Genomic DNA, 18,558 nt, shown 5'->3' with positions numbered 1-18,558 from the left:
AAAATCACGCAAAAATCACAACTCTTGCAAAAGATGTGGATTGAGGATGCTTCCGAAGTGGATGGACGCTTTTTCGGAAGCATCTTTTTGCATTTTTCTGGTGATATGTGTGTAGATCTTTAGAGTGGTTTTTTCATCATCATGACCAACGCGCTGCATAATAGTCGCGAGATCAATCCCGGCTTCGGTTAACATACTAATATGAGTGTGCCTAAAAATGTGGGGCGTAGCCTTCTTCGTGATATTCGTTATTTTGATTATTCGCGCCATTCGATTGATAAGGGTTGTTTGGCTAAACGGGCGACCGTTGTCACGAGCAAATATAAAACCGCCATCGTAATAGTCATCATGGTATCTCTGGTAACCGCTATGCCTGGTTGCAGCTACCTCCTTGAATGCTTGAATCATCTCGATAATCACATCATCCAACGTAAAAGAGCGGACGGACCCATCTGTTTTAGGCGGTTTGACTTTAGCCTTATACATATTGTTTTTTGGTGTGTATAGAGTCTTTGTAACTCGAATGCGCTTGTTTTTTACATCGATGTCAGTGTACTTTAAGGCGCAAGCCTCTCCTGGCCTCAACCCACTATAGACGAGTAAAAAGAATACTTCTTTATCCCCGTATTTACCGTGCTTAACCACCGTATCCAGAAACTCATTAATCTCCTCATGCTCTAGGTATAATTCTTCGACAGATTCGTTCTCAATTTCTTCAACTGTTTTTTGTCGTTTGGGGATTTTAGCTTTTTCAGTTGGATTAACTGCACATAGATTATTTATAATAGCCCATTCAAATATCATCTTCGTTACTGAATGAAAACTCTTAATGGAAGACTTAGACAATCCTTTTTCGAATAACTTGTTAAGAATTTGCTGGTATTGAGTATGAGTAATCTTGTCTAATTTGCCTTTTGCAATATGCTTTAAGATAGACTGTATGGTAACTTCCCGCTGATCAACAGTACTTTCAGCAACTCCAGTCAATGCATAGTCTGCAAGCCATCCATACGCCGCTTCCTCAAAGGTTGTCTGCTTCGCCTTCTTTACATCCAGCCCTTTGGTCATAAGATCAACCACAGCCTGTGCAGCTGCAGTGGCCTCTTTCTGAGTATCACGAACTCTCGGTACCTGCTGACGTTTGCCTGTTATTGGATCAGGCGGTCCTTCCAGAACAACTTTCCATTTATACCCCTGTTTATTATTGGCGGGTATTTTCTTTGGAGTGGGGACAGATGATCGCTTTTTTGGATTGTCCAAGGGGTCGCTCCTTGTTGAATTATTTGAGGTGAAGACAACACATGTAATATTTTATGCTCTAGTTTCTATGAATTAGTAAATATTAAAAATTAATAGCATCGTCAACCGCCTCCATAGGCAGAATCAGCCGCGTCACGCTCTGACCGTGACGCCAGGCAACACGGGACAAGTTAATCGTCACATACCCTCTTTGATCTGGAGGGATGGAAAGATCTCCAGGCAGTACAGTAGCATCATGTCTGGAGCGATAGAAGGACGAATTATGAATCTTATAGTTTCGATCCACATTGAGAAGCAAAGGCTCGTCCCAATTAAATCCCTGGCGTTGCTCAATTACCAAGGCATGCGGGCGGGAGAAGTCATCCATACCGTATAACGAATGAATCCGGGGCTGCTGAAGGTAGTCGAGGCCTGAAGCGGGGGATTCGTTAATCGTTGCTTCGCGGTTGAGTGGAGTCGCGGTGGCATATGTAAAGGTCGACATGAATTTTGAAACGGTTATTCGATCTTCAATTTGCTTGAGGCGCAGCTTAGCAAAATCCGGATAGGTTTGGAATTCACTGACCAGTAAGCTAATCACTTCCCTTCTGTTCACTGGTAGCTGTTTCTGTTCAAACATATAGAACGGGATCATTGCATATAGTGCGAATCGGTTCGCATCATTCTCCTGTGCTTCGCGGAACAGCTCAGGCATCCACCACTGATCGCCGGAGTGACGGATGACATGACAAAGCTCGTGAAAAAATACTTTTCGCTGTTCTACGTAGTCATCGCGCCTGTCGAGAAAGATAACCTTATCCTCATTCTCGCTGAATGGACTATTTTCGTAATAAACTACATCTACTCCGAAGATCATCGCAATCTTATCTATATCAAGATCAATAGGTGCAAAGACACCATTAGCCTGGTATTGTTCCTCGATTCATTGCTCCAGAGGAGTTTTAAAGTAGTTGGAAAAATTAATGTGATTACCCCCCATTTTGCGTACGTATGTTCTATTTTTTGAGTGAAAAGAAAAGCCATTGCTGGCTTGAGTGATTCTTAGGGTTTTCTCATTATCTATTTTTGAAGATTTCCATGTCAGCTTCAAGCTTAAGCTGGCGGCGATTCAGGATGTCGATGCTGTGCTCGTGTGTATTTAAATCAGCAGAGGCTTTTCGCTCAAAACTCTTCTGAGTGGAGTCGATTTTTTTAGCCACCTCAAGGGTTTCAAGAACGGCTTGCTTAATTAGAGGGATGTCAGTGGTGTTAGTTTTGACAACCTTCGTATCCGACTCTAAAGTGCTTATCCGCGAGTTCATTTGTTTAAGTTCTTCTAGGATTTGGGTCAGGATTTGATCACTCATGCGGAATGTCTCCTTAATTTTACAATTACTATAGAATTGAAATATCACGTACCGTAACAATTATTATTTTGAATCACTTGCGCCAAACGAAATCCCAACGGAAGGTAGTGCCAAAACGTAATATTTAATCCCGTTTACAATTGTTGAGTTATCTATTTTTGATAGATCTACTTCCTTGTCGTAAAAGCCTAACTTTCCAATAACTTCATCACCAAATTCAACAGAAACATTAGATTGTGTTGAAGATATCATCAAAGAAGCTACGGTAAGTATGTCCTCTGCTGTTTTTGTCGTTCCATCATTTCCTCCTATGATGCTTATCTCTCTTAATGCACCTGTGTTCTTATTAACACTTCCTGTGAGAATAAGAGTGTCCGTAAAATAGTATTGAAAAGAATCATTTCCAGGCCCTTGATCCGTATCTAACTGAGTTATTCTTAATTGTGTTTTCACCATCAGAGCCTTTTCATTAAATGCTTTTACGAATTCTTCAGGAGAAATATGGATAGAACTATTTAGTTGTTCTTTTGCTGTTTCTTCAGACGAAGCATCTATTTGAGTTTCAAATAGGAAGTGATCTAAATGGGCATCGTCGTGATGGACAGTGACGATCTGGAGCGATTGCTCGATAAAGTAGTCTCCCGAGCAATCGAAGCATATGCAGTTCAGGTTCCGATTGCATTACCGCCTGTGCTTACGAGAACTCAGTTTATGAATCTCTTAGACATTAGCAGTCCTACCGCAACAGCATTGTTCAAGCGTCCAGACTTCCCAGTTAATCGTGAGTTTGGCAATCCGCGAATACCAACGGGATTGTTGCTACAGTGGATTGATGAACACACGGATTGGGTGAGCAAAAATGCCGGTGACAATTTCAAAAGTAAACGCAGGCATGCTACTGGGTAGTGGGTAGAGGAAACCCGCCGAGCTGTACCGGCAACGGCGGGTGGGGAAACGGTAGGGGAATTGCTTAAGAACATCATACATCATGCCTCTGTCCGATAGCATCCCACAAAACGGACAAAGGAGTGTTAAATCAGTTGGCAATCGGACAATTTGGGCCAGCATTGGAAGAAGCTTTAAAACGTACTGGAGATACCCGGGAAAAGGCAGGCAAGGCAATCCACGCAGACGCTTCCTTGGTGGGGAAAATTGCGAAGGGCAGCCGAAAAGCGACTAATCCAGTTATGCAAGCAGCTGCGGAACACTACGATGATGGGCAGCTCTTTCTGGCAGCGGCGGCGGAAGTGACAGGCGGTGCTTTTGTTCCTTGGCTCGATGCCGCTGACCTTCATCGTTCTACCACCACGCTTAAGACTCTTGAAGAGATTGAAGAGGTGGAAGAGGCGTTGCAACGGGCGCCCATTACGAAGAGGCCGGATCAACTCAGTCCTTCGGATCGCGAAAGCATTAAAACGGCGATCATGGAGCAGATCGAGGCTGTGACAGCACTGGTACATAACATCACGGCGCTGTGTAGGGCGTATGGGTTCTCGTTCAGCGGTATGTTCAAGGCTCATAGGGAAGAAATGCGCGAAAAAAAATACATGAAATGAGGAGAGCCAATGTTAGAAGAGACTCCAGCGGAGCGCTTGATGCGCCAATTTTGGGAACATCATCATTTGGAGCAGCTCAAACGCTTTAAGGGTTTACTGGACAAACAGGGATTAACCTGTGATTTGTTAACAGCAGAAATTGCGGAATTAGAGGATCTGTTATGTGTAACTGAACAAAAAAATGACCGCCGGCTAGGGCAGTCACGTGGTTTGAAATCTCGGCTAGAGAATCTCTTGGTGTCCATTTTAACCCCGAAGCGTGAAAAGCGCAAGGAGGGGGCGGCATGATTAACAAGACTGCTATTGCTGCTCTCATTGGCCGACCATTCTCACAAGACGAAGCATCGGCCCTCGAATGGGTTGACGGCTGGGAAAACAGCACTCAACGCGCCATTGAGATGTTGGTTAAATCAGCCTATGAAAATGGGATGAAGCAACGGAACGCCGTTCCTACTGAGTTCAAAATGACGGACCAGCAGATCACAGAGTTCGGCCAGTCGCTGGCTGAGCGGTATGCGCAGGTTCTGGAAGAGGCCACCATTGCTGGCCGCATATATCACAGAAGGCGCTTCATGATGGGGGTGTTCCGATGGAAGCCGTGACTGAATTGCGTCACAAAAGCGAGACGGCACATGCTGTCTTCAAAAACTTGGAAGTCAGGGATTGATTTGCTTCCGGCTGAAGTGGAAAAGACATTCTCCGATCAATTTGAACTTATTCATCAGAAAAAAATATAACGACAAGAGCTTCGGCCCCTGTCTTGGAATATCGGAGCTTAGAAATAACCTTTCCTCCCTCCGGTATTCCAAGATGCGGCTGACGCATCAATTACATATGAAAGGAGGCGGCTTATGCAAGTCATTCAATCTATTACTGTAGCTTCGCTACCGGCATTTATTTTCACAGTGGGTGGAGAACACAACGACAAAGCAATCATTGAGATTAAGCAAGTTGGCGAGGAATACCCCAATCATGTGCATTCGGAGTTTTGGGTTCTTGATGAAGATGGTCAATTGATCGTCAGTATTGAGAACGCTCCGGTAATCGTGGAGTATCGTCAGATCGCTGTGCATGACAACGAAAAATAGCCCGAGGCAACGGGCTATCCCTGATCTTTGAAAATTAAATTAAACTTGCCCCCATTTTAACAGGTGGGGGCGCACTACACAAGAGGGAGTGAATGGAATGTCAACTGCCTTTTCTGCTGACATCAGTGGTCAGCGCATCGAGGTTGAAATTGAACCTTCTACTAATTATGCCCCACCGGTGCTTTCAATCCGGCAGCAATCAGGTACATTTCAGCTGCATGCTGATCCTGATCAACTCGCTGAAGTCGAATATGCCATCCGGACATATCTGGAGGGCATTCGTTATCCAGAGACGCCTGATCAGCAGATGATCTTGCATGCCGAATGTCATACAGCTATTGAGGAGGGGATCGCTTGAATCGTATCGAGCTGGAGCGCATGGCGCTCCGTAATTTCAAAGGAATTAAGGAGTTTGTCCTCACCATCAACGGCGGTCATGCCGCTGTCTATGGTGATAATGCTACCGGAAAGACAACTATTTTTGACGGTTTTACTTGGTTGTTCTTCGGCAAGGATAGCCAAAACAAGGCTGATTTCGAGATTAAGGGACTGGACGGAATTGGAAAGGTCCTCCAACACAAGCTGGAGCATGAGGTTGAGGGCGTGTTCCTGATCAACGGGCGCCGCCGCACTTTTCGCAGAGTGTATGCCGAGAAGTGGACCAAGAAGCGCGGTTCCGCGACGGACGCGTTCGAAGGGCATGAGACGAGTTACTTCATTGATGGTGTTCCTGTGAAAAAGGGAGAGTACACCACCGAAGTGGATTCCCTCATTAAAGAGGATCTGTTCAAGCTTCTGACCAGCCAGGCTTACTTCAATGAACAACTTAAGAAGGAAGAGCGTCGTAAGACGCTGCTGGAGGTATGCGGCGACCTGTCAGATGCAGAAGTGATCTACGGTAACAAGAAGCTGGAGCTTCTGCCGGCAATCTTGGGTGGCAGGGAATTGGATGCCCATAAAAAGGTTGTTGCAGCGCGCTGTGCTGTAATCAACAAGGAAATTAAAGAGCTTCCGGTTCGGATTAGCGAGGTGCAACGGCAGATGCCGGATGTGGCCGAGCTGGACGAGGAATCGTTGAAAGAGGACATCGGCACCCTTCGCGGCCGGATTGAGGCGCGAGAAGCTGAATTGTCCCGCATCCTGTCCGGTGGTGAGATAGCGGTCAAGGAAAAACGGCTCCGCGAGATTGAAAGTGAGCTGCTTGACATTAAGGGTCGGCTGCAATCGGATGTGTTAGGCAAAGTGTCCATCAAGCGCGATGAAGTCAACCGGATGCATGTTGAGGTTGACAAGTATCGCCGGACAATTGAGGACAAGAAGCAGCGCATTGTACAAAATGAGCGAATGGCTGAGTCGCGGAGACGGGATGCAGACGAGCTGCGGAAAGAGTTTGCTGAACTGAAGAACCTCACCTTCGAACATCTTGAAGGTCATGATGTTAACTGCCCAGTTTGCGGACAGTCGCTGCCGGAGGAACAAGTCCAAGCTACTCATGATAAAGCCGAGGCTGATTTTAACCGCAAACTGGCTGAGCGTAAGGAGCGGATCAACGCTTCCGGCAAGGTAGCGGTCGCAGAAGCTCAGAAATTTGAGGATGAAATCTCCCGGCTGCAGGGGGAAATCACCAGCTTAAAAGATGCACTGGGCCTATTGGAGACGGAAGTCACTGCTGCGGATGCTGAGCTGACGGATCTTCGTGCAGGCGTCAAGGACCCTGCTGCTGATCCGGAATATGCGGCTAAGCAAGGAGAGACTACGGCAGTGCAGCAACAAATCGAGCAGCTGCGGTATTCCGCGCAAACAGCAGCCGGAACGGTTCGGGAAGAAATCCGCCGGCTGCGGGATGAGGTTGCAGAGATGGAGCAGGACCGCGCCAAGTTTGACGGTGTTCGTAAGGCTGAGGCCCGAGTGTCTGAACTGGAGAAGCAGGAGCGGGAGCTGGCAGCAGAATATGAGCGCCTGCAGCATGAATTGTATCTTTGCGAAGAGTTCACCAAGACCAAGGTCAGCATGCTGGATGCCAAGATCAACAGTAAATTCAAGCTTGCCCGGTTCCGCCTCTTCGAAGAACAGATCAATGGTGGGCTGAAAGAGGTCTGCGACACGCTATATAAGGGCGTTCCGTATGACGGCGGACTGAACAACGCCGCCCGGATCAATGTCGGCTTGGACATCATCAATACGCTGGGCAATCATTACGGATTCTCGGCCCCAATATTCGTGGACAACGCTGAGGCGGTCACCAGGCTGATCGGAACGGATGCACAAGTGATCCAGCTGGTTGTAAGCGAAGCAGATAAGCGGCTGCGTGTTGAAACGGCAGCTATACAGGAGGCGATTTAATGGATACCGCAGATCAAACCAAGCAACAGACAGTTCCGACAGAGATTGCCAAGAAGGAGCCTACTCAATCAGAACGCTTCATGACCAAGGTCATTTCCGAATTTGGTTCCAGCGTGGGTGAAGTGGCACTTACCAACTTCCAGAAGCGCCTGGCTCAGAATTACTTCATCGCTCTGGATGCCGTTCTTAAGACCACTGAGGAAAAGCGGCTGAAGAAGTCGGATAAATTTCGCGATCCTGTACCGGCTGTTTGGCAGCATGTCAACATGGAGAAATTAGCTCGTGATGTGGTGGCTATGGCAAGGGTTGGATTTGACCCTTCTCAGCCTAATCACATTAACCCCATCCCTTATAAAAATAAGAATAGTGGCAAATACGACATCACCTTTATTGAAGGGTACCGAGGGATTGAGCTTAAGGCTACGAAATACGGGCTGGACGTTCCAGATCATGTAACGGTAGAACTTGTGTATTCGACAGACAAGTTCAGACCGGTCAAGAAGGATTCAAAGAACCAATATGAAGGCTATGAATTCGAGATTGTCAACGCCTTTGACCGCGGGAATATCATCGGTGGCTTCTATTATCACAGTTTTTCTCAGGCTCCCGAGAAGAACAAGCTCGTGATTATGACAAAAAAGGATATCGAAAAGAGAAAGCCGGATCATGCTTCTGCCGAATTTTGGGGCGGCGAAAAGGACAAATGGGAAAACAACAAAAAGGTTGGCACGGAAACAATTGAAGGCTGGTATGACAAGATGGCCTGGAAGACCATTTATCGTGCAGCTTTTGGAGATATCACCATCGACTCCCAGAAGATTGATGACGATTATCTGCGCCTGAAGCAAATGGAAAGTGATTTTGCTGAGGCAGAGGTTGATGAGGAGATCCGGGCAAATGTAATGGGCCTGTGATTGACATTACTCCGACAGATCCTCCAGAGAACCCGCCTGCAGCTGCAGTAAATCAATCAGCAAAGAAGTCTGAGGGATCGCCGCCGGCTGATGATGCTAATGAGTTTGCTGGTGATGTGCCTCCTATTGAACAAGAAATGCAGTTCTGATGATCGACATCCAATGTCTCGGCTCCAGCAGCGCCGGTAACGCCTATCGCATCTCTGATGGGCATACCGAGCTTCTGCTGGAAGCCGGTTTTCCTTATAAATCAATTCAGCGGGCGCTTCAGTTTAAAATGTCGGATATTGCAGGATGCTTGATCACCCATGAGCATCTGGACCATAGCAAGGCTGCTCCTGACATCATGCGAGCAGGGATCAACATTTATACCAGCGCAGGCACAGCAACTGCTAGAGGGCTGTCAGGTCATCGCCTGAAGGTCATCAAGGCGCTGGAGCAGTTTACGATTGGTACTTGGACGATCTTGCCGTTTGGTATCCAGCACGATGTAGAGGAGCCGCTGGGTTTCCTGCTGGCTAATCAAGACGGGGATAAGTTGGTCTTCTTGACGGACACCTACTACTGCCGTCACCGCTTCCGGGATCTGACTCACATCATGGTGGAGTGCAATTACTCACTGGATATCGTCAATGAGCGTGTTGCTGCCGGACATCTGCATCCCGCCCAAAAGAAGCGGCTGCTGCGTTCTCACTTCGGATTGGAGCACGTTAAGGATTTTCTGAAAGCCAATGATACCCGCAGCGTGGAGGAGATCTGGCTACTGCACTTGTCAGATGGTAACAGCGACGCAGAACGCTTCAAACGGGAGATACAGGAGACCACCGGTGCTCTGGTGGTCGTGGCAGATCGTTGAATGGCCCCATGGGTGAACGAATATGGCGAAGCATGATCAGTGAACGGGTGTGGGCGCTTAAGCGGGCGGATGAGGAAGCTTTTAAACAGGCAGTTCGGGAGCACTTTGCTCTCGGACGTCCGGGCTTCCGAGTTCTTCGGGCAGCGTACCCCTATATTTATATTCAAGATGAACGGAGGCATGATCGATGAGTAACACGACAAAAACAAGCGGTGTTGAAAAGATCAACATGCAAACGGGAGAAATCACAGATTTTATGCTGGATAGGTTGAAGGCTGCAACGGATCAAGGCGAAGAGGCAGTCATGCACTTTCTGGCCGCTTCCGCTTATGTCGCCGGCTTTTGTATTGCGCTGTCTGCCTCCAAACCGGAGGCCGTCGGGCCGCTGATGGCGCGGAGTATCGATGCGCTAACGAGCGGTATGCAGTCAGGACTACAGTTTACCGGTATGCCGATCGAATTCGTCAAGATTGTGCGTGACTAACTTTAAATAGGCTGCTGCGGGAGGGGGGGACACATGTCCGAGACAGCCAGAGAACCATCCCTTTCCGGACTTCTTAATCAGTTTGAAGCTATCGGAGGCCCGGAGGAGTTCGGTCCGGAAGGGTTCGCCATTGCTGTTGCTTTGTGGCGGAAATCCAGCAAATTAGGCTGGATGCAGACCTTTCAAATGACCAACACAGAGCTTCAGGTACAGACGGGAATTGCGACCCGTAAGACCCTGAATCTCTATCGATCCAAACTGGTAGAAGCCGGAATAATTGCATATGAACCACCTCCCCGGGGGTCTTCAAGAGGAACCTATACCATTCATTTTCAGCTTGTTGGATCACCGAAACCTGTAACCTCAGGTAACAGGTCGGAGGAAGTAGGGCAGGAAGTTGTAACCGTAGGGAACCACTTTGGGAACAACTTTTCTGAAGTTGACCCTAAAGCTGTAACCTCAGGGAACCACTTTCGGACCACTGTATTAAAAGATCTTTCTTCTTCTGCTTCTTCTGCATCTGCAGCAGCAGCGGAGCCGGAATCATATGAATCATTTTACTCAGCACATAAGCGAGTCTTTGGTTTTGAATGCAATCCATTTCAAGCGAGCAAGCTGGGGGTTTACATTGACCAGGACGGTTTAGACGAGAGGGTCGTTATTCGAGCCATTGAAAGAGCAGCTTTGGCGGCTACTGGTTATCGCTTTAATCTTATTACTAAAATTTTGGACGACTACTTTTATTCGGGGGTTAAGACCCTTGAAGCAGCAGTCGCTTGGGACGCTAACTTTGATGCTAAAAAGCAAACAGGGAACACAAGGGCATCGCCCTCGCAGAGCAAACAACGAGAAGAAATAGATGCGCTTCAGCGCTTCATCGAGGAGGATGAACGTCGTGAACAAGCGGGAAGTAGCGAAGCTATACCAAGACATTGAAAAGCGGTATGCCAACTTTGACGCGAGTCTGGAGGCTGTCCAGGAGGATTTAAATCTGCTGAAGGACATTCCTTTTGACGTTGCAAAATCAAATTTCCGGCAGCACATCATGACCAGTGATTTTCCACCAAAGATTTCACAGATACGAGGCCGGCTTGGAGAACAGATCGAACGGGATCGGATGCGCCAACAGACGGCAGAATTATTTGCAGTGATGGACGACGCTCATTCAGCTGCTGTACCTCCGCCGTCGGGCTTGAAGGAGCGATTATATGCAAGACTCGGCATTCAGCGTTGAGATGCCGTACAGCCCGGAGGCGGAAGCGTCCGTCTTAGGAGCGGTGCTCATCGATGCAACAGGTGAAGCACTAGATGCGGTGATGGAATTGTCTGCAGATTTTTTTTACAACCCCCAACATCGATATGTGTTCGAAGCATTGGTGCAGCTTGGAGAGGATGGCACTCCGATTGATTTAGTCACTCTAACAACCAGGCTGCAGGACAACGGGCAGCTTGAAGCAGCAGGTGGAGTTAGCTATTTGGCCAAGATGGCTCATAGCGTACCCACAGCGGCCAATATTGACTATTACATCGGCATCCTGAAGGAGAAGTTCACACTGCGGGAAGCAACCCGTTCAGCAAGGGAACAACTCCGCATGATCACTGAAAGCGGGGATGCTGCCCAAGTTGTTACAGCGATGCTAGTAGCAGCGGCGAAGCTTTCAGACCAGGCAGCGCCGAAGCGGGAGTTCAAGCGTGTCCGAGATGTGGCCATTGAGGTTTATGAGGACATGGAGTACCGTGCTGTTAACAAGACGGATGGTGGTGTAACCGGTCTTTCTTCAGGATTTGCTGACTTGGACCGGTTGACCTCTGGATTTCAACGGAGTGACCTGATCATAGTCGCGGCGCGGCCTTCCGTAGGGAAGACAGCATTTGCTTTGAACATTGCCCAGAATGTGGCGGTAAAGTCAAATGAGACGGTAGCCATATTCAGTCTTGAAATGTCGGCACCGCAGTTAGTGCAGCGTATGATCTGTGCCGAGGCGAACCTGGATGCCAATCATTTGCGGACGGCCGATTTTGTAGAGGACGACTGGACGAAAGGTGCCGACGCGATTGGGAGATTGGGAGATAGTAATATCCTGATTGACGATTCGCCAACATTGACGGTCAATGAGATCCGGAACAAATGCCGCCGCCTGAAGAAGCAAGAAGGGCTTGGGCTGATCGTGATCGATTACCTGCAGCTGATCTCAGGAGCGGGCAAACGGAATGAAAACCGTCAGCAAGAAGTATCTGAGATCTCTCGCACACTGAAGCAGATCGCCCGGGAGTTGGATGTGCCGGTAATCGCCCTGTCTCAACTCAGCCGTGGCGTTGAGCAGCGTCAGGACAAACGTCCGATGCTAAGTGATCTACGGGAGTCGGGTTCCATCGAGCGAGATGCGGACATTGTTGCTTTCCTGTATCGGGATGATTATTACGACAAGGAAAGCGAAAAGAAGAACATCATCGAGATTATTATCGCCAAGCAGCGGAATGGCCCACTCGGAACAGCCGAGCTGGTCTTCCTGACGAGTTTAATAAATTTGCGAACTACGAGCATGCTCATGCGAACCAGTCACCACCGCCTGCGGGGAACGTGAAAAATATGGACAAGCGCAAATGGGCATGAAGGAGGTCAACATGGAAGAGCGGTTTTACGGATACTGCTTCCCGGAGCCGAGAGACTGGCATACACCTTCGGTGACACTGAACACCCCGGAGGAAGTCTATCGCTATACGCAGCTTCAAAGTAGGACAGGGCTGTTCCGCGAGGTGCGGGTGACCGATGGCGGTGATTCTATCGTTGTACAGATGATTGACGGTCAGTATGTGTGGCCAGAAGAGTGGAAGCAGCTGAATAAGGGGGATGGAGCAGATGAAGCAGGGAAAACGGCCGACGCGCCGGCAGAAGGAAACGATCCGGGCCAGTCGGCTTAATCCGGATAATTGGTTGATTGAGCGGGAGACGCCTACGGAGCTGGTATTGATCGCAAGGGTCAGTGTCGGCAAGACAAAAACTCGGACCATCCGCAAGGACGCCTGATGGGCGGGCGGAATTACTGGCATGTGTATAACTGGCTGCGCCAGTATTATCTCGCTACAGGTGCAGCAGCGGAGCGCATGGATCTCCTGGCAGAGTTCGCGGAGCAGGAGTCCGGGGAGATCGACGAAGGAATTGCAGAGTTTGAGCTTGCGATCGGCAAGCGGAAAAAGGGGGCGGTACCGGATGGCAAAGAGCACACGCAAGCCGATTGATCCGTTCTTCCAGCAGCGGAATTATTTCGCGGTGAAGGATGAAACAGGGGCGATGGCCGGCATGGTATATGTGCTGGATACGGCAATGATGCCTCCAAGACAGAGGGGAGCAAGGCACAATGATTCAATTCACCGTTTACGGAAATCCCGTCGCCCAAGGTAGACCGCGGGCGACTACGATTGGCGGTAAGGCGCGAATGTACGATCCTGAGAAATCACGGGACTACAAGGATTATGTCCGGTTGGCCGCTCAGCAGTATGCGCCAACCACGCTCCTGGAAGGCCCGCTGGGTATCGCAGTGACTGCTTACCGCCCAATGCCTAAATACCTCAGCAAGAACCCTGTAAAAGCAGCAGCAGCTGAGCGAGGCGACATTTTTCCTGTGTCCAAGCCGGATGCAGATAATTACCTGAAGAGGGAATTACGGATGCGCTGAATGGTGTGATGTGGAAGGACGACAGCCAGGTTGTGGATGCATTTGTTAAGAAGAGGTACAGTAACCGGCCACGGATCGAGATCAAAATCAAGCAACTTCAATAAAAATCGAAGGGGAGAAATCTATATGATAAAAGACTATGCAAAATTTAGCGCGACTATTGCCAAAGGAATTAAGGTTGGGGATGCGGATGTTGAAGTGAAATTACTTGTGCCGCTGAAGGTTATGCAAGAAAATTTCTTGTTCCTCAGCAGTAATCAAGGGGAGAAAATCAATGTATTCCTGGGCGATCCGCAGGCGGCCTTCGATTTTGACGAAGAGGATGGGGATATTTATCGGGAAGTGACGGGCCGCCGTGTCACCACTGATGCTTCTGGTGTCGTCACGAGCATTGAGGAGCGGGAGGGGAATGACCCCGACCAAGTTGTATTGTTTGACCAGGACGGCGAAGGCAGTAGCACAGCTGAAGAGGGCTCAGAGGGAGAGAATAACACTGATCCTGAACACGCAGAAGATCAGTCGGAAGGACAGCAGGAAGGGGTAGAGACTGACCCCGATCGTGGAGAAGGAGATCAGGACGAGAGCCTGGAGCCGGAATGGCTGACTGGCGAGGGAGACGGCAGCGGAGCTGAAGGAGAAGAAGACGAGGCTGCTTCCGGAGAGAATGTCGGTGAGGAGAACCAGGGGCAGGAAGATGAAGCCGAAGGTGCTGGCACTCCAGAAGACGTAAGCAAGGATGCGCTGGAGGCCTTCATTCTGACTAACCGTCCGATTTATGATGACATTGAGATCGATGGCACGCCCATTCTGTTCCCCGAGCTGCTGCAGGAACGTCTGGAGCTGAAGAAGACCTGGAAGGAAATCGCGCAGGAGAAAGAAGTGAGTCCGGCTGTATTGTCGGCCAAGTGGGGCGCCTACAAGAAGCGGGTTGAGAGAAAAATGAAGGGCGGCGGGGGAGCAGCGTGAGCTGCTTCTTCTCTTTCAAAGGAGGAACCTGCAGATGCATACGGGCTTGAAAAGCATCAGTAAAAAACATTATGAGACGTTGCTGGGCATTCATGCTGAAGTCGTGCTGGAGGCGGCCATTGAGGGACGGCTACGGAAGTTGATCGACCAGGCGCTGGACCGGCGAGATGAGGTTATGTTTCGGAAATATGTGGCCGAGCTAACCGACATGAAGAAAGGATTGGTGTGAATGAAGAGCCAAATACAGGTGGAGCTGGAGAAGCTGCTGCCACAGATCAAACGGGTCACGAATATGATCAAGGATGCTGAGGAAGACTGGCCAGCTCATTTTGACCGGACCAATCCGGATGATTTGTATCTCCGGATAATGTTCTATCAGATCCAAGGCAAACTGGACGATGTCCGTCGAGCAATACGGAGTATGGTAGCTCCGGTGCTAAAAGAAGGAGTTCTGTTCAAACGTCAGAATGGTCGATATGAGCTACAGGACGGTACTTACTTCACCAGTGGTGAATCCATAGAGTATCTGCTGGAGGAGCCTGGAGAAGATTCCAGGTGGGTGAGCTCACGCATTGAGCATAACGGAGAGGACTACTACCTGTTTGGAAGGATGGAGCTTCCCCTGCAGGGGCTGCGGGTTCGAATTAAAGACATTCCATTATGGGACTGACGGCAAAGAGAACGGATGGAGTATGTTCCATCCGTTCAATCTTCAGTAAGTTTTAACTCGATGAGTTGCCTACAATGAGGACACTTTTTTTCTAGTGTAAATGTCTTTTTATCGTTAATAGTAAGCAAAGAAATCAACTGTATGAACAAGCCTGGTAGTGATAAAGCAGCCAGTATAAGCGTAAGTCGATTCATTACCGCTGCATTAGTAATTACTTTGTCATCAAAGAAGGCTAAGAAAATCATGAGAGAGATCATAAAAATCACACCAACTATTGCAAATATAAATATTATTGCTGACATGTTTCTCACCAATCGTTTTACTTTTTTGAACGTCATTATATCACCTCGATTCTATTACGCATTAATAGGGAAACTGATTCAATTATTTGGAAGGAGCATAGCAGATGAATGAACAAGAGCGCCGGCGCGAATTTCAAAAGGTCAAGTCAATGAGTAACAGCAAGTTCTGGTCCTGGATGAATTTCATCCATTCCCGAGCCTACGCCAAGGCCCAGCAGCACTATGAGGAAGCTATGGGTATTGTCCTGCAACCGAAGCAGGCCGCGGCAGTTGTTTCTAAGGCCAAGGAGATCCGGGAGACCTGGGACGGGATGGCCACAATTACAATGGATGAAACGGAAGGTGCAGAACTCAAATCGGTGGGGGGATGAATATGCGGAATACCTTAGGTGATCTAAATAATCATTTGTTTGCTCAATTAGAGCGGCTGAGTGATGAGGAACTGACCGGCGAAAAGTTGACGGATGAGATCAGCAGGGCGAAGGCTGTGACAAGTGTTGCTTCCCAAATCATATCAAATGGCTCCCTTGTTCTGGAGGCCAGAAGGCTTGCTGATGACAAAATGAACGCAGATACGACTATTCCGAAGATGCTGGAGGGATGACTAATGTTCCGATTTACTCCAGAACAAAAAGAATTTGTCCGTACCCATATACATGGCAGCTATATCATGGAACTGACCGCATTGTTCAATGCGAATTTCAAAGTTGAGCTAAAGCCTTCGCAATTGCGAGCCTATATTAAAAATAACGGCTTGAAGAGCGGCATCGATGCCAGGATTAAACCGGGTAACGTTCCACCCAATAAAGGGAAGAAGAAGTTATGGGCCGGCGGTGAAGCCACTCAATTTCAAAAGGGTCACAAGCCGCACAATTATGTTCCTGTAGGCTCCGAGAGGGTTAACGGGGATGATTATGTCGACATCAAGATTGCCGACCCGAATAAGTGGCGCGGGAAGCACCTTATCGTTTGGGAGCAGCACTGTGGCCAATCTGTTCCGAAGGGACATGCAGTCATCTTTGGGGATGGGAACAGGCGCAACTTCGATCCGGATAACTTGATCCTGGTTACCCGCGGGTAGCTGGCCATCATGAACAAAAGAGGGCTTATTCAAAAAGATGCGGAGTTGACCAAAACCGCCGTTATTATGGCAGATATCATTCATCAAATTGGCCAACGGAAGCGCGGCAAGCGGAAACACCCGAAAGGAGAATAATGCGATGGGGCAAGATGCCGAACGTATTGAAATGCACCTGAATGCGGGCCGGATCACCAAACACCAGGCAAATATACTGAATGCTTACTTTCAGACAGGTAACCTGCAGCAGACTGTGAAGGTAGTTGGTTCTTCTTATAACTCAATTGCTTCCACTCTAACCAATTTGAAATTAGCCGGAATTTTGGAGAAAGCGAGTAGAAGATCTCCATACAAGATCCGTGACGGTAGTGCACAGGCAGCTGTCATGGAAAAGATGGCCATTAATAAGTTATCCCTGCAGGGAGATATCCAGATCAGCGATTTTGAGCGGGAGTGGATGCTGAAGAACTACCGACGCAGTTATCAGGGGAAGCGTGGAGCTGCTGCGGCAGCTCTTGGCTGTGACCGGTGGCGGGTGTGCCAGCTGGCCATAGCGCTGAAGCTGGATCAGAAGAATGCGTGATTTTAGGAGTGAGTGGTTATGAAGGTTCCGCGCATACTGCACTACCCCGGCAGCAAGTGGAGCATGGCAGACTGGATTATCAGCCACATGCCGCAGCACACAACATACCTGGAGCCGTATTTCGGCAGTGGAGCAGTGCTGTTTAATAAAGAGCCCTCTACGCTTGAAACGGTTAACGACCTGGACGGCGAAGTATCGAACTTGTTCGGAATTATCCGTGATAAGCCGGACGATCTGGCCAGACTCATCCACTGGACGCCATACGCTCGGGCTGAATATTACAAGGGATATGAAACGGAAGGGACCGACCTCGAGCGGGCGCGGCGCTTCTTGGTTCGGTGTTGGATGGCACGGGGGGGCAAAACAAGTGATAGAACAGGCTGGCGGCACATCATTGATTTGAATGCACCTCATCCTTCGAAGGATTGGCAACTCCTTCCGGAAAAGATCATGACCGTGACTGACCGGCTGCGAGGAGTGCAGATAGAGTGTCAGCCAGCAACTAAGTTGATGCTGCGATACAAACGGCCGGAAGTCCTTATATATGCCGACCCGCCGTATATCCGATCAACCCGGAATAACCGGATGTATAAATGTGAAATGAAGGACGCAGATCATGAAGAGCTGCTGACTGTACTGCTGGATCATCCGGGGCCAGTCCTACTGAGCGGGTATGCTCATCCGATGTATGACGATGGGCTGAAGCACTGGCACCGCGAAACAAAGCAGGTTAAGGCTGAAGCGGGACGTTCCCGCACGGAAACACTTTGGATCAATCCGGCTGCAGCAAGCAAAATCGGCCAGCTTGACTTATTTTAAGGGGCTGTCATAGCCCCAGGGAAGAGGTTCGAAGATGAACGCCAGGACATCAACTCCAATTGAACCAACCAAATCTATACCCGGCAATAAAAAACAAGATGATCCAGCCCCACAGCATCAACAGGCGAAATGGACGAGGGATAACTAAATACTCGGAATACAATTTGTTTAGTATCTTCAAAGTAATACCCCCTTTGTATTCATAATAGTACATGAGAGGGTTAACCACCCTCCCCCCTAAACATTGAACTTACTTTTTCTTACGCTGTGTGTTCACGATGGTGAGCGATGAAGCTGCAACTAAGATTATAAAGATCGCTATCCATGTAGTAGTAGTCAAGTTACCACCTCCATACACCAAATACTACCATCTTAAGATTTTGTAACATGTGCTTTATTTCATAAGAGGAGGCATAACCGGTATGAGCGAAGAAAAGCGCAAACCATGCACACGATGCGGATTTGATGATGAATTCATAACAGATTATCTGGAAAACGGAACAGAGATCGGTAAAGAGCATGTATTTTGCGGGAACTGCGGCACTCCTGCTAAGGAAGGGGAGAAGACAGATGCACAGCGCAGATAAGTGTATGGAATGCGGAACACCCCGAATAC

The 18,558-nt window shown here is 48.6% G+C and carries 31 protein-coding genes and 2 pseudogenes; 28 read left to right on the top strand and 5 right to left on the bottom strand.

The window, feature by feature from the left end; all coding sequences use genetic code 11:
- Positions 1-15: 15 nt before the first annotated feature.
- From B9T62_RS15085 to B9T62_RS15070, 4 genes are all read right to left on the bottom strand, one after another.
- Positions 16-1,260 (bottom strand): tyrosine-type recombinase/integrase, encoded by a 1,245-nt coding sequence (locus B9T62_RS15085; protein WP_087916008.1) that lies wholly within the window; start codon positions 1,258-1,260, stop codon positions 16-18.
- Positions 1,261-1,342: 82 nt separating this feature from the next.
- Positions 1,343-2,116 (bottom strand): ImmA/IrrE family metallo-endopeptidase, encoded by a 774-nt coding sequence (locus B9T62_RS15080; RefSeq protein ID WP_087916007.1) that lies wholly within the window; start codon positions 2,114-2,116, stop codon positions 1,343-1,345.
- Positions 2,117-2,315: 199 nt separating this feature from the next.
- Positions 2,316-2,606 carry a hypothetical protein gene (locus B9T62_RS15075; RefSeq protein ID WP_087916006.1) on the bottom strand — a complete coding sequence of 97 codons (291 nt, stop codon included), beginning with the start codon at positions 2,604-2,606 and terminating at the stop codon, positions 2,316-2,318.
- 63 nt (positions 2,607-2,669) lie between these two features.
- Positions 2,670-3,062 (bottom strand): hypothetical protein, encoded by a 393-nt coding sequence (locus B9T62_RS15070; protein WP_087916005.1) that lies wholly within the window; start codon positions 3,060-3,062, stop codon positions 2,670-2,672.
- 126 nt (positions 3,063-3,188) lie between these two features.
- Here B9T62_RS15070 and B9T62_RS15065 point away from each other — a divergent pair, with 126 nt between their 5' ends.
- The 21 genes and pseudogenes from B9T62_RS15065 to B9T62_RS14970 all read left to right on the top strand — a co-directional run bounded on the left by B9T62_RS15065 (position 3,189) and on the right by B9T62_RS14970 (position 15,160).
- On the top strand, positions 3,189-3,512 hold the full coding sequence (locus B9T62_RS15065) for a hypothetical protein (protein ID WP_087916004.1): 324 nt from the start codon (positions 3,189-3,191) through the stop codon (positions 3,510-3,512).
- Between the two features lie 134 nt (positions 3,513-3,646).
- A complete protein-coding gene (locus B9T62_RS15060) occupies positions 3,647-4,162 on the top strand; it encodes a transcriptional regulator (RefSeq protein ID WP_087916003.1) in 516 nt (171 codons plus the stop codon).
- A gap of 9 nt (positions 4,163-4,171) precedes the next feature.
- On the top strand, positions 4,172-4,450 hold the full coding sequence (locus B9T62_RS15055; protein ID WP_087916002.1) for a hypothetical protein: 279 nt from the start codon (positions 4,172-4,174) through the stop codon (positions 4,448-4,450).
- Positions 4,447-4,764 carry a hypothetical protein gene (locus B9T62_RS15050; RefSeq protein WP_087916001.1) on the top strand — a complete coding sequence of 106 codons (318 nt, stop codon included), beginning with the start codon at positions 4,447-4,449 and terminating at the stop codon, positions 4,762-4,764. Before B9T62_RS15055 ends, B9T62_RS15050 begins: the two co-directional genes overlap by 4 nt.
- Before the next feature lie 249 nt (positions 4,765-5,013).
- Positions 5,014-5,250, top strand: a complete 237-nt coding sequence (locus B9T62_RS15045) for a hypothetical protein (RefSeq protein ID WP_087916000.1) — start codon at positions 5,014-5,016, stop codon at positions 5,248-5,250.
- A 97-nt stretch (positions 5,251-5,347) separates the two neighbouring features.
- Complete coding sequence (locus B9T62_RS15040) at positions 5,348-5,608, top strand: hypothetical protein (protein ID WP_087915999.1); 261 nt, start codon at positions 5,348-5,350, stop codon at positions 5,606-5,608.
- Entirely contained in the window at positions 5,605-7,593 is a 1,989-nt protein-coding gene (locus tag B9T62_RS15035) for an AAA family ATPase (protein WP_169834388.1), read from the top strand. Before B9T62_RS15040 ends, B9T62_RS15035 begins: the two co-directional genes overlap by 4 nt.
- A complete protein-coding gene (locus B9T62_RS15030) occupies positions 7,593-8,507 on the top strand; it encodes a recombinase RecT (protein ID WP_245864461.1) in 915 nt (304 codons plus the stop codon). The genes B9T62_RS15035 and B9T62_RS15030 overlap by 1 nt, the downstream gene beginning before the upstream one ends.
- A 148-nt stretch (positions 8,508-8,655) precedes the next feature.
- Positions 8,656-9,363: an MBL fold metallo-hydrolase gene (locus tag B9T62_RS15025; protein WP_087915998.1), complete on the top strand. Its 708-nt coding sequence runs from the start codon at positions 8,656-8,658 to the stop codon at positions 9,361-9,363.
- Positions 9,364-9,550: 187 nt separating this feature from the next.
- Positions 9,551-9,847, top strand: a complete 297-nt coding sequence (locus tag B9T62_RS15015) for a hypothetical protein (protein WP_087915997.1) — start codon at positions 9,551-9,553, stop codon at positions 9,845-9,847.
- Between the two features lie 33 nt (positions 9,848-9,880).
- Positions 9,881-10,783 carry a DnaD domain protein gene (locus tag B9T62_RS15010; RefSeq protein ID WP_087915996.1) on the top strand — a complete coding sequence of 301 codons (903 nt, stop codon included), beginning with the start codon at positions 9,881-9,883 and terminating at the stop codon, positions 10,781-10,783.
- Positions 10,743-11,081: a hypothetical protein gene (locus B9T62_RS15005; protein WP_087915995.1), complete on the top strand. Its 339-nt coding sequence runs from the start codon at positions 10,743-10,745 to the stop codon at positions 11,079-11,081. The genes B9T62_RS15010 and B9T62_RS15005 overlap by 41 nt, the downstream gene beginning before the upstream one ends.
- A pseudogene (dnaB, locus tag B9T62_RS15000) lies at positions 11,056-12,461 on the top strand (replicative DNA helicase). The gene B9T62_RS15005 and the pseudogene dnaB overlap by 26 nt, the downstream one beginning before the upstream one ends.
- An 11-nt stretch (positions 12,462-12,472) precedes the next feature.
- Positions 12,473-12,769 carry a hypothetical protein gene (locus B9T62_RS14995; protein WP_087915994.1) on the top strand — a complete coding sequence of 99 codons (297 nt, stop codon included), beginning with the start codon at positions 12,473-12,475 and terminating at the stop codon, positions 12,767-12,769.
- Positions 12,708-12,875 carry a DUF6906 family protein gene (locus B9T62_RS39980; RefSeq protein WP_169834387.1) on the top strand — a complete coding sequence of 56 codons (168 nt, stop codon included), beginning with the start codon at positions 12,708-12,710 and terminating at the stop codon, positions 12,873-12,875. The genes B9T62_RS14995 and B9T62_RS39980 overlap by 62 nt, the downstream gene beginning before the upstream one ends.
- Entirely contained in the window at positions 12,875-13,087 is a 213-nt protein-coding gene (locus tag B9T62_RS14990) for a hypothetical protein (RefSeq protein WP_087915993.1), read from the top strand. Before B9T62_RS39980 ends, B9T62_RS14990 begins: the two co-directional genes overlap by 1 nt.
- Positions 13,059-13,250, top strand: coding sequence for a hypothetical protein (locus B9T62_RS39105; RefSeq protein ID WP_157685624.1), 192 nt, complete (start codon positions 13,059-13,061; stop codon positions 13,248-13,250). Before B9T62_RS14990 ends, B9T62_RS39105 begins: the two co-directional genes overlap by 29 nt.
- Positions 13,207-13,628 (top strand): annotated as a pseudogene (locus tag B9T62_RS14985) (RusA family crossover junction endodeoxyribonuclease). Before B9T62_RS39105 ends, B9T62_RS14985 begins: the two are co-directional and overlap by 44 nt.
- Before the next feature lie 22 nt (positions 13,629-13,650).
- Positions 13,651-14,490, top strand: coding sequence for a putative sodium/potassium/calcium exchanger (locus tag B9T62_RS14980; RefSeq protein ID WP_087915992.1), 840 nt, complete (start codon positions 13,651-13,653; stop codon positions 14,488-14,490).
- 34 nt (positions 14,491-14,524) lie between these two features.
- Positions 14,525-14,719 carry an IDEAL domain-containing protein gene (locus B9T62_RS14975; RefSeq protein WP_087915991.1) on the top strand — a complete coding sequence of 65 codons (195 nt, stop codon included), beginning with the start codon at positions 14,525-14,527 and terminating at the stop codon, positions 14,717-14,719.
- Positions 14,720-15,160, top strand: coding sequence for a DUF5348 domain-containing protein (locus tag B9T62_RS14970; protein WP_087915990.1), 441 nt, complete (start codon positions 14,720-14,722; stop codon positions 15,158-15,160).
- Positions 15,161-15,195: 35 nt separating this feature from the next.
- On the opposite strand, the gene B9T62_RS14965 is transcribed toward B9T62_RS14970, so the two are convergent.
- Positions 15,196-15,498 carry a hypothetical protein gene (locus B9T62_RS14965; RefSeq protein ID WP_087915989.1) on the bottom strand — a complete coding sequence of 101 codons (303 nt, stop codon included), beginning with the start codon at positions 15,496-15,498 and terminating at the stop codon, positions 15,196-15,198.
- Positions 15,499-15,566: 68 nt separating this feature from the next.
- Here B9T62_RS14965 and B9T62_RS14960 point away from each other — a divergent pair, with 68 nt between their 5' ends.
- The 7 genes from B9T62_RS14960 (at position 15,567) to B9T62_RS39100 (ending at position 18,529) form a co-directional block, all read left to right on the top strand.
- Positions 15,567-15,833, top strand: a complete 267-nt coding sequence (locus tag B9T62_RS14960) for a hypothetical protein (protein ID WP_087915988.1) — start codon at positions 15,567-15,569, stop codon at positions 15,831-15,833.
- Positions 15,834-15,835: 2 nt separating this feature from the next.
- Positions 15,836-16,066 (top strand): hypothetical protein, encoded by a 231-nt coding sequence (locus B9T62_RS14955; RefSeq protein ID WP_087915987.1) that lies wholly within the window; start codon positions 15,836-15,838, stop codon positions 16,064-16,066.
- 3 nt (positions 16,067-16,069) lie between these two features.
- Complete coding sequence (locus B9T62_RS14950) at positions 16,070-16,543, top strand: HNH endonuclease signature motif containing protein (protein WP_245864460.1); 474 nt, start codon at positions 16,070-16,072, stop codon at positions 16,541-16,543.
- A gap of 9 nt (positions 16,544-16,552) precedes the next feature.
- Positions 16,553-16,678 (top strand): hypothetical protein, encoded by a 126-nt coding sequence (locus B9T62_RS41270; protein ID WP_281257733.1) that lies wholly within the window; start codon positions 16,553-16,555, stop codon positions 16,676-16,678.
- Between the two features lie 4 nt (positions 16,679-16,682).
- Entirely contained in the window at positions 16,683-17,123 is a 441-nt protein-coding gene (locus B9T62_RS14945) for a hypothetical protein (RefSeq protein ID WP_087915986.1), read from the top strand.
- A gap of 18 nt (positions 17,124-17,141) precedes the next feature.
- Positions 17,142-17,942 carry a DNA adenine methylase gene (locus B9T62_RS14940; protein ID WP_087915985.1) on the top strand — a complete coding sequence of 267 codons (801 nt, stop codon included), beginning with the start codon at positions 17,142-17,144 and terminating at the stop codon, positions 17,940-17,942.
- Positions 17,943-18,364: 422 nt separating this feature from the next.
- Positions 18,365-18,529 (top strand): hypothetical protein, encoded by a 165-nt coding sequence (locus tag B9T62_RS39100; RefSeq protein ID WP_157685623.1) that lies wholly within the window; start codon positions 18,365-18,367, stop codon positions 18,527-18,529.
- Positions 18,530-18,558 lie beyond the last annotated feature (29 nt).

The organism is Paenibacillus donghaensis, from assembly GCF_002192415.1.
Classification (GTDB): domain Bacteria; phylum Bacillota; class Bacilli; order Paenibacillales; family Paenibacillaceae; genus Paenibacillus_AQ; species Paenibacillus_AQ donghaensis.
The sequence above is the reverse complement of the archived record's forward strand: the minus strand, read 5'-3'. Positions and strand labels throughout refer to the sequence as shown.

Coding starts and splice junctions, on each gene's coding strand:
- B9T62_RS14965 (WP_087915989.1), bottom strand. CDS start 15,498: ATGACGTTCAAAAAAGTAAAACGATTGGTGAGAAACATGTCAGCAATA.
- B9T62_RS39105 (WP_157685624.1), top strand. CDS start 13,059: ATGGCAAAGAGCACACGCAAGCCGATTGATCCGTTCTTCCAGCAGCGG.
- B9T62_RS14950 (WP_245864460.1), top strand. CDS start 16,070: ATGTTCCGATTTACTCCAGAACAAAAAGAATTTGTCCGTACCCATATA.
- B9T62_RS14975 (WP_087915991.1), top strand. CDS start 14,525: ATGCATACGGGCTTGAAAAGCATCAGTAAAAAACATTATGAGACGTTG.
- B9T62_RS15055 (WP_087916002.1), top strand. CDS start 4,172: ATGTTAGAAGAGACTCCAGCGGAGCGCTTGATGCGCCAATTTTGGGAA.
- B9T62_RS14990 (WP_087915993.1), top strand. CDS start 12,875: ATGGGCGGGCGGAATTACTGGCATGTGTATAACTGGCTGCGCCAGTAT.
- B9T62_RS15075 (WP_087916006.1), bottom strand. CDS start 2,606: ATGAGTGATCAAATCCTGACCCAAATCCTAGAAGAACTTAAACAAATG.
- B9T62_RS15030 (WP_245864461.1), top strand. CDS start 7,593: ATGGATACCGCAGATCAAACCAAGCAACAGACAGTTCCGACAGAGATT.
- B9T62_RS14970 (WP_087915990.1), top strand. CDS start 14,720: ATGAAGAGCCAAATACAGGTGGAGCTGGAGAAGCTGCTGCCACAGATC.
- B9T62_RS15015 (WP_087915997.1), top strand. CDS start 9,551: ATGAGTAACACGACAAAAACAAGCGGTGTTGAAAAGATCAACATGCAA.
- B9T62_RS15040 (WP_087915999.1), top strand. CDS start 5,348: ATGTCAACTGCCTTTTCTGCTGACATCAGTGGTCAGCGCATCGAGGTT.
- B9T62_RS41270 (WP_281257733.1), top strand. CDS start 16,553: ATGAACAAAAGAGGGCTTATTCAAAAAGATGCGGAGTTGACCAAAACC.
- B9T62_RS15045 (WP_087916000.1), top strand. CDS start 5,014: ATGCAAGTCATTCAATCTATTACTGTAGCTTCGCTACCGGCATTTATT.
- B9T62_RS39100 (WP_157685623.1), top strand. CDS start 18,365: ATGAGCGAAGAAAAGCGCAAACCATGCACACGATGCGGATTTGATGAT.
- B9T62_RS39980 (WP_169834387.1), top strand. CDS start 12,708: ATGAAGCAGGGAAAACGGCCGACGCGCCGGCAGAAGGAAACGATCCGG.
- B9T62_RS14960 (WP_087915988.1), top strand. CDS start 15,567: ATGAATGAACAAGAGCGCCGGCGCGAATTTCAAAAGGTCAAGTCAATG.
- B9T62_RS15010 (WP_087915996.1), top strand. CDS start 9,881: ATGTCCGAGACAGCCAGAGAACCATCCCTTTCCGGACTTCTTAATCAG.
- B9T62_RS14940 (WP_087915985.1), top strand. CDS start 17,142: ATGAAGGTTCCGCGCATACTGCACTACCCCGGCAGCAAGTGGAGCATG.
- B9T62_RS14980 (WP_087915992.1), top strand. CDS start 13,651: ATGATAAAAGACTATGCAAAATTTAGCGCGACTATTGCCAAAGGAATT.
- B9T62_RS14945 (WP_087915986.1), top strand. CDS start 16,683: ATGGGGCAAGATGCCGAACGTATTGAAATGCACCTGAATGCGGGCCGG.
- B9T62_RS14955 (WP_087915987.1), top strand. CDS start 15,836: ATGCGGAATACCTTAGGTGATCTAAATAATCATTTGTTTGCTCAATTA.
- B9T62_RS14995 (WP_087915994.1), top strand. CDS start 12,473: ATGGAAGAGCGGTTTTACGGATACTGCTTCCCGGAGCCGAGAGACTGG.
- B9T62_RS15070 (WP_087916005.1), bottom strand. CDS start 3,062: ATGGTGAAAACACAATTAAGAATAACTCAGTTAGATACGGATCAAGGG.
- B9T62_RS15050 (WP_087916001.1), top strand. CDS start 4,447: ATGATTAACAAGACTGCTATTGCTGCTCTCATTGGCCGACCATTCTCA.
- B9T62_RS15080 (WP_087916007.1), bottom strand. CDS start 2,116: ATGATCTTCGGAGTAGATGTAGTTTATTACGAAAATAGTCCATTCAGC.
- B9T62_RS15065 (WP_087916004.1), top strand. CDS start 3,189: ATGGGCATCGTCGTGATGGACAGTGACGATCTGGAGCGATTGCTCGAT.
- B9T62_RS15025 (WP_087915998.1), top strand. CDS start 8,656: ATGATCGACATCCAATGTCTCGGCTCCAGCAGCGCCGGTAACGCCTAT.